The following is a 6,182-nucleotide window of genomic DNA, read 5'->3' as shown; positions in this document are numbered from 1 at the left end:
AGTTGAAAGCCACACCCGTCGCTGGGGGCAGAAAGCGGCACCACTCCGATCGCTGCTTCCAGACGTGGATCGCCCTCAGCAGGAACCGCTATCTGGACACGGCAAAAAGTGTATTGATCAACACCGCCGGGTGGATGCAACCGCACACCGGGAAGTGACCGCCCATCACAGGTGTATGTTCCTGGCTGGAAACAGACGGGACTGTCAGGCGTTCGCGGGAAGGGACCGGTCTTTTCAAAGAGCGTTGTCTCTTCGGAACCGATTCGGCGAAAGTGATTAAAACTCACGATGCTGGACTTGGTCAGGCCGGATCGCCGCTGGTAGTGCAGCGCTGCCGCCAGATACGCAGCACCATATTCGTTGTCCTGCTGCCCGGTTCTGGACCAGAGGTTCCATTCGTCGAGAAAATACTCAATCGCCTGGCTTTTTTCCGGCCAGATGCTTTCCACCGCGTTGCGGATGCTGGATACCGCCTCTTCGTACTGGCGGGGATGGGCATACCCATAGGCATGGAAGCAGAGGAAATCGAGCGGCAGGTGATTGTCCCGACAGAAGCGGAGAAAATCTGTGAGCATGGGCGTCGGCCGACCGCCTGAATCGACCGAGCGAGCGAGTGCCGGTCCGCCCACCCGGGCCTGCGGAGCCAATCGCTTCACAAGCAGGGAAGTCCGCTCGTAGAGCCTGTAGATGGTCTCGGGGGTTGCCTCGCCCCGGGCGACGGGGAGATCCCCCTCGTTGAGAGCCGTTACCCAGTACCGCACCGGGATTTTCCGCTCAAAGAGAACGTGCCGCACGATCCGCTCCATGAGCGTGTCCCACAGTTCGAGATTTTGGGGTAAAGCATAGCGTCGCTGATTCGCCGGAACCGTGGGCGCCACCAGCGCGGACGGCGTGTGATACGCCAGACGGATATAGGGCTCAGCACCGGCGGCAGTGAAGACATCCAGCAGGCGGTCAAAGTCGGAAAAATCCGTCACAAGCCGACCGTCCTCGGTGAGGTCCACGCGTGTTCCCCACAGCCAGCTCTCGGAGAACGCCACGAGGCGGACCATCCGGAATCCTGCCTCCTGGAACAAGCGGAATTCGGGACTCGTCGTGTCGAAGGGGACAGGATTATCCCGACTATTCCAGATTGTCGTGAAATCGTGGACACGCCGGAGGGGCGATCGGACCGCGCAATCCACTTCCACAAGCACAGGCGGTTTGGGACCGGTGGCAAATGGAAGCGGCGGGGGCTGCCGCCCCATCTTCAATCGTCCGAGCCATGCCTCGGCCGGTTGACCGGAAGGTCCCCGTCGGCCGAGAAACAGGTCTTGGGGGATTGCTTCCAGGGGAACGGCACGGTGATTGATGGCTTCCCGGCCGTCCACTCGCAGCACCAGAAAGAGTGAGTTGCCATAGCCTTTTCGCCAGCCAGCCGAAATGTCGTGGCGCTCGCCCGGTTTCCAGTCACTCACGTCAAGGTCGCAGGCGGCGTGCACATCTTCCCGCCCCCGATAGGCGAACCGCAAAACATTCGTATCGGTTTTGAAGATGGTCACATGACAGGGGCCTTCCGCCATATGGAAAAAGGTATGCGCCTGCTTGTCATTTCCCGGCCAGGCGGGAATCACCGTGAAAGAAAGGGAGCCCTGCTCGGGATCAAAGAAGTGTTGGGCAGGAAAAGTCAGCATGGCCTCCTGGCCGAGAAAAACGAACGGCTCCCCATCGACCTCGCGGATCCGCAGTTCGCCGGTGATTCGCCCGCCCAGTTTCGAAACAGCGTCGGCGGTGGGCCTGATGGCCCAAACTTCCGAAGAAGAGACCTCCGGCCTATCGGCAGCGTGTACCGAACAGAGGCCACCTGCCAGCGTGAATCCCACCAAAGCAAACGCGCCAGCCGCAGTCCAAACCACACGCCACATCCAGGATGACCGCTTGATCATTGCCGGCAAATTCCTTGCAGTATCACCACAGACCATGCGACAGAACGATGCGTCTCATCGTCAGCCAGAAGTTGAGCCGGGTCAAGTACGGATTCATGCCCGCTTCATTTCCGCCCCGGGAGGAGCCTGTGCACCTCGGCGAGGTTTTGACAGGGGCGAGATCCAGCCCGGAAGAACCTGCTTGTCACGTCCCTCCGGCATCTTTCGGAGGGGCACGCTTGTCGTGCCCGGCGAAACTCCACATGTGGAGTGCGGGGCTTTAGCCCCGCTTTCTGCGCGGGACTTCAGTCCCCGCCGAGAGGCAATGGATGATCCAACGTCAAACGACGGACCTGACAAGCAGGTCCCTCCGAGGGGTGTTTCGGAGGGGCACGCTTGTCGTGCCCGGTATCACTCTGCCATGTGATGTGACTGGTCGTTGTAGGGGCAATTCATGAATTGCCCCTACCGGAGCGCGAGTGAATTGGCATGGATCATCCAAGGTTGACAAGCGGCCCCGACCAGCAGGTCCCTCGGAAACACAGAGACGTACGCATCGTGTGTAGAGAAGCAGGTTCCTTCGAAACTTAGCGAGCACCCCTCAAGAACCAAACAACCATCTGAGCTATGGCCGCTCGACCTCTCCATCGTTATCCTGCAACGACGGCTTCGCGTTATCCTGAATCCAAATCTGAGCTTCACGGTTACCGCGGCACACGTTGCGTGTGGCAATCCCTCCACCATTCTCGAAGTAGGCGATTCCATAGCGGAGATTCCCCTCGCACGTGTTGTCCTCCAGCGTGGGCGCCGCCTGGTCCCAAACCTCGATACCGTTGTAGCCGTTATTTCGACAGACATTGTTCCGTGCCGTGCCGCCGGCGTTTTCGAAATAGGCAATGCCGCTTCCTTTGTTCCCCTCGCACGCGTTGCCCTCCAGTCTCGGCGCCGCCTGGCCTTGCACCGCAATACCGGGAAGGCCGTTATTTCGACAAACATTCTTCCGGGCCGTGCCGCCAGCGTTTTTGAGATAGGCAATGCCGCTCTGCTTGTTCCCCTCGCAGGTGTTGCCCTCCAGCGTGGGCGCTGCCTGGTACCAAACCGAAATACCGACGGGGTTATTTCGACAGGCATTGTCCCGGGCTGTGCCACGGGCGTAATCGAAATAGGCAATGCCGCAGCCCTTGTTTTCGTCGCATGTATTGCCCTCCAGCGTGGGCGCCGCCTGGCCCGCAACCCCAATCCCGAGCCCGTTATTTCGGCAGACATTGTTGCGAGCCGTGCCGCTGGCGTTATGGAGATAGAAAATGCCGCTTTGCCCGTTCCCCTCGCAGGTGTTGCCCTCCAGAAGAATATCAACAAAAGCGCCCAATTCGATGCCGCACAGGCTGTTTTGGGTGGCTCGACAGTTCTTGATCACCCCCGTTGCTGCCCAGCGAAGCCAAAGGCCGTCTCCGCCTCGATCGTTTTGCTTATCCCATACGCCACCCAAAAACTGACATCCCTCAACGGTCACTGAGGCGGAGTCGATCACCATCACATGAGCCCAAACGGAGCCAAGATGTTCAAAGCTGATCCCCCAGGCGGCAAACTTGGGGGCCTTAACCTTGACCACGTAACCCTCGCCATCGCAAACAACCCGCGTAGCGTCCATCCCCTCGCCGACCAATTGCACCGGCTTGGTGATCTCCAAAGGTGTGGTGAGGCGATAGACGCCCGCTGGCAGCCGAATAGTACCAGCGGGCGGACAGCGCTCGATGGCCGCCTCAAGGGTAGGCACATCCGGTTGGCCAACTATGAGATGGGAAGGGGCGGTGGTGCCGTTAGCCGTTTGAGTTGTGGTCGTATCCCCTTGACCAGGTTTGGTCTCGGGACGGGAGGCGCTGTCGCTGGTGGTTTGAGCTGCGGTGGTATCCGCTTGACCAACTTCGATATCGGGGCGGGCCGTACCGTTAGGGATATGAGTTGTGGTCGTGTCCCCCTGGCCAACTTTGACATCGGGACGCTGACCGAGTATCCAAATCCCGACTAGCAGCACCAGAAACAAAAAGACACAACTCGCCAGGACACCTGCAAAATACCTTTGCCGGCGCGGCAGAGGCCTGGCGGTTGTGGACACCTCGGGCAGTTTCTGGGTGCTTTCTGTTGCGGCATTGCTGGGTGCGGCGTGCGGGACGAGGCGGGACGCCTGTTCGTGCTGTGTCTGCGCTTGTAATGGTGTAAAACTTGCAGCCACCCTGCGCAGCGAAGCATCGGTCGGTTGAGAAGAGGATGCGCTTTTCTGCCAGGCCGTTGACAGTTTGCGGACCCAAGCTCTCGCCCCTCGCGAAAACCGCTTGCCGGGGTCGGGATCCAGCGCCGCCAGAAGAAGCGGCTTCTCCCAGTCCTCCAGACCGTCCAGAATTGGTTCTCCCTTCTTCTGCCGTTCGACAATCTCCACAGGATTGGTGCCAAAGGGTTCCTGTCCCGTTCGCAGCTTGATGTACGTTGCTGCCAGGCAGTAAAGGTCCACGCTCGGCGTCAGCCGACGATCGCCCCAGGCCTCCGGCGGCAAATACCCGAACGTCCCCGAACCCGTATGCGAGGCCGTGCTGGCCCCCACCAATTTAGCCAGCCCCAGATCTCCCAGCTTCACATGCCCGTGGAAAACCAGCAAATTCTGCGGCTTGATGTCCCGATGATAAATCCCCTTTTCGTGGAGGAAGTCCAGGCCATCCGCCGCCTCGTAGATCCACCTGATGAGCGGCTTGAGAGGCAGGCCCGGTTGGCCGTCCTGGCGGTACCTTTCGAGCATGTCGAGGAGTGTTCCGTCGGTGGCCAGTTCCCACCGGGTGACCAAATATCCGGAGACGACCCAGTAGTCGAGAAGGCTGACGATATGGGGATGGCCCGTCAGGGCCTTAACAAGTTTGAGGTTTTCCAGCTCTTTCTTGACGGCCGGGTTTTGCTCGTCGATCGAGTCCAGGGAGACCTTGATGGCAGAGCGGACCCCGCTTTCCGATTCAGCTTCCCAGACTTCCCCGAAACCGCCCCGTCCAATTCGTCTCACGAGCCGGAGCCGTTGTTCGTTTTCTAAAAATGCCCGGACGACATCGTCCATCTTGAAGCCCCTCTGGCCAGAGGACAAATACCACCACCGGCCGACCGCTGGCCGGACCATTTCCCATTCTAATCGCCCGGCATGGCATGGAAAACAACCAGCCAACGCCGGAGAAACCCGCCTGTCGTGCCCGATGCGGAAGAATGGATAATCAATCGGCGTTCGTCGGACCTGACAAGCAGGTCCCTCCGAAAATCGGAAGGGCACGCTTGTCGTGCCCGGTGAATGGGCATTGATGATCCAACGCTGTATGACGGACCCAACAAGCGGGTCCCTCCAGTATGCGGACGTGACAGGCAGGCCCTCCACCGCAGTGAGCCTTCAGCCTCGCGCTCAGATGGTTATAAAAGATGGAAAGCAGGTGGTGATAAAAGGTTAAGACGGTGGGTGAAAGCGGGGATGGAAACGTATCTCTCTCTCTTTCATCCTGTACCGCTCCGGGAGAAACTTTACCTTGATTGGGAACGCAATCACGAAAGGAGTGGCCATGGATTTTTTTGAACTGGTGCAGCGCCGGCGGTCTATCCGGAAGTTTCAGCCCCGAAGCATTCCGGCCGAGATGATGGACAAAATCCTCGAGGCTATTCGCTGGGCACCTTCCGCCGGGAATCTCCAGGCCTACGAGGTTTTTGTGGTGGAGGACAGGGAGAGACTTCACCAACTTGCCGAGGCGGCCCTGGGACAAGAATTCATCGAAGAGGCCCCCGTTGCCTTGGTTTTCTGTGCCAACCCGGCGCAGTCGGGTGCGCGGTACGGCAGTCGGGGACAACGCCTCTATGCCCTGCAGGATGCCACGATTGCTTGTGCCCATGCTCACCTTGCGGCCGCTGCGTTGGGACTGGGGAGCGTGTGGGTAGGGGCTTTCCACGACGAGGCCGTTTGGCAGGCCATTGGCGCCCCGGAGGGCCTGAAGCCGGTGGCGATTCTGCCGCTCGGTTTTCCGGCGGAAAATCCGCCTCCCACACCCCGCCGATCCCTTCCTGAGTTCATTCATCATCTGCGCTGACGGCAGCTCGCAGGACGCCGTTGTCTTCCCGGCTGCGATCGCGCGATTCTGCCGATGAAATCACCAGAGGTTCAACGGCAACCCGTCTGCGTCACAATCGTTTCGTCAATGATTGGCGTTTCCCTCTGGCGGTTTGCAGCCGGCGAAAAATGGGGCGCGAATTCTCTTTGTACCT

The 6,182-nt window shown here is 59.5% G+C and carries 3 protein-coding genes; 1 reads left to right on the top strand and 2 read right to left on the bottom strand.

Features of this window, described 5'->3' with window-relative positions:
- Together H5U08_RS00185 and H5U08_RS00180 are read right to left on the bottom strand one after the other, a co-directional pair.
- The coding region (locus H5U08_RS00185; protein ID WP_297028951.1) for a hypothetical protein at positions 1-1,925 on the bottom strand (1,925 nt) is incomplete at its 3' end.
- Positions 1,926-2,529: 604 nt separating this feature from the next.
- Positions 2,530-5,001, bottom strand: a complete 2,472-nt coding sequence (locus H5U08_RS00180; protein WP_297028948.1) for a right-handed parallel beta-helix repeat-containing protein — start codon at positions 4,999-5,001, stop codon at positions 2,530-2,532.
- Between the two features lie 487 nt (positions 5,002-5,488).
- Here H5U08_RS00180 and H5U08_RS00175 point away from each other — a divergent pair, with 487 nt between their 5' ends.
- The gene (locus tag H5U08_RS00175; RefSeq protein ID WP_297028946.1) at positions 5,489-6,007 is read left to right on the top strand and encodes a nitroreductase family protein; all 519 of its coding nucleotides are present in this window, start codon (positions 5,489-5,491) and stop codon (positions 6,005-6,007) included.
- The last annotated feature ends 175 nt before the right edge of the window (positions 6,008-6,182 follow it).

Origin of the sequence: Thermogutta sp. (genome assembly GCF_014359955.1) — a bacterium.
Lineage (GTDB): Bacteria > Planctomycetota > Planctomycetia > Pirellulales > Thermoguttaceae > Thermogutta.
The sequence above is the reverse complement of the archived record's forward strand: the minus strand, read 5'-3'. Positions and strand labels throughout refer to the sequence as shown.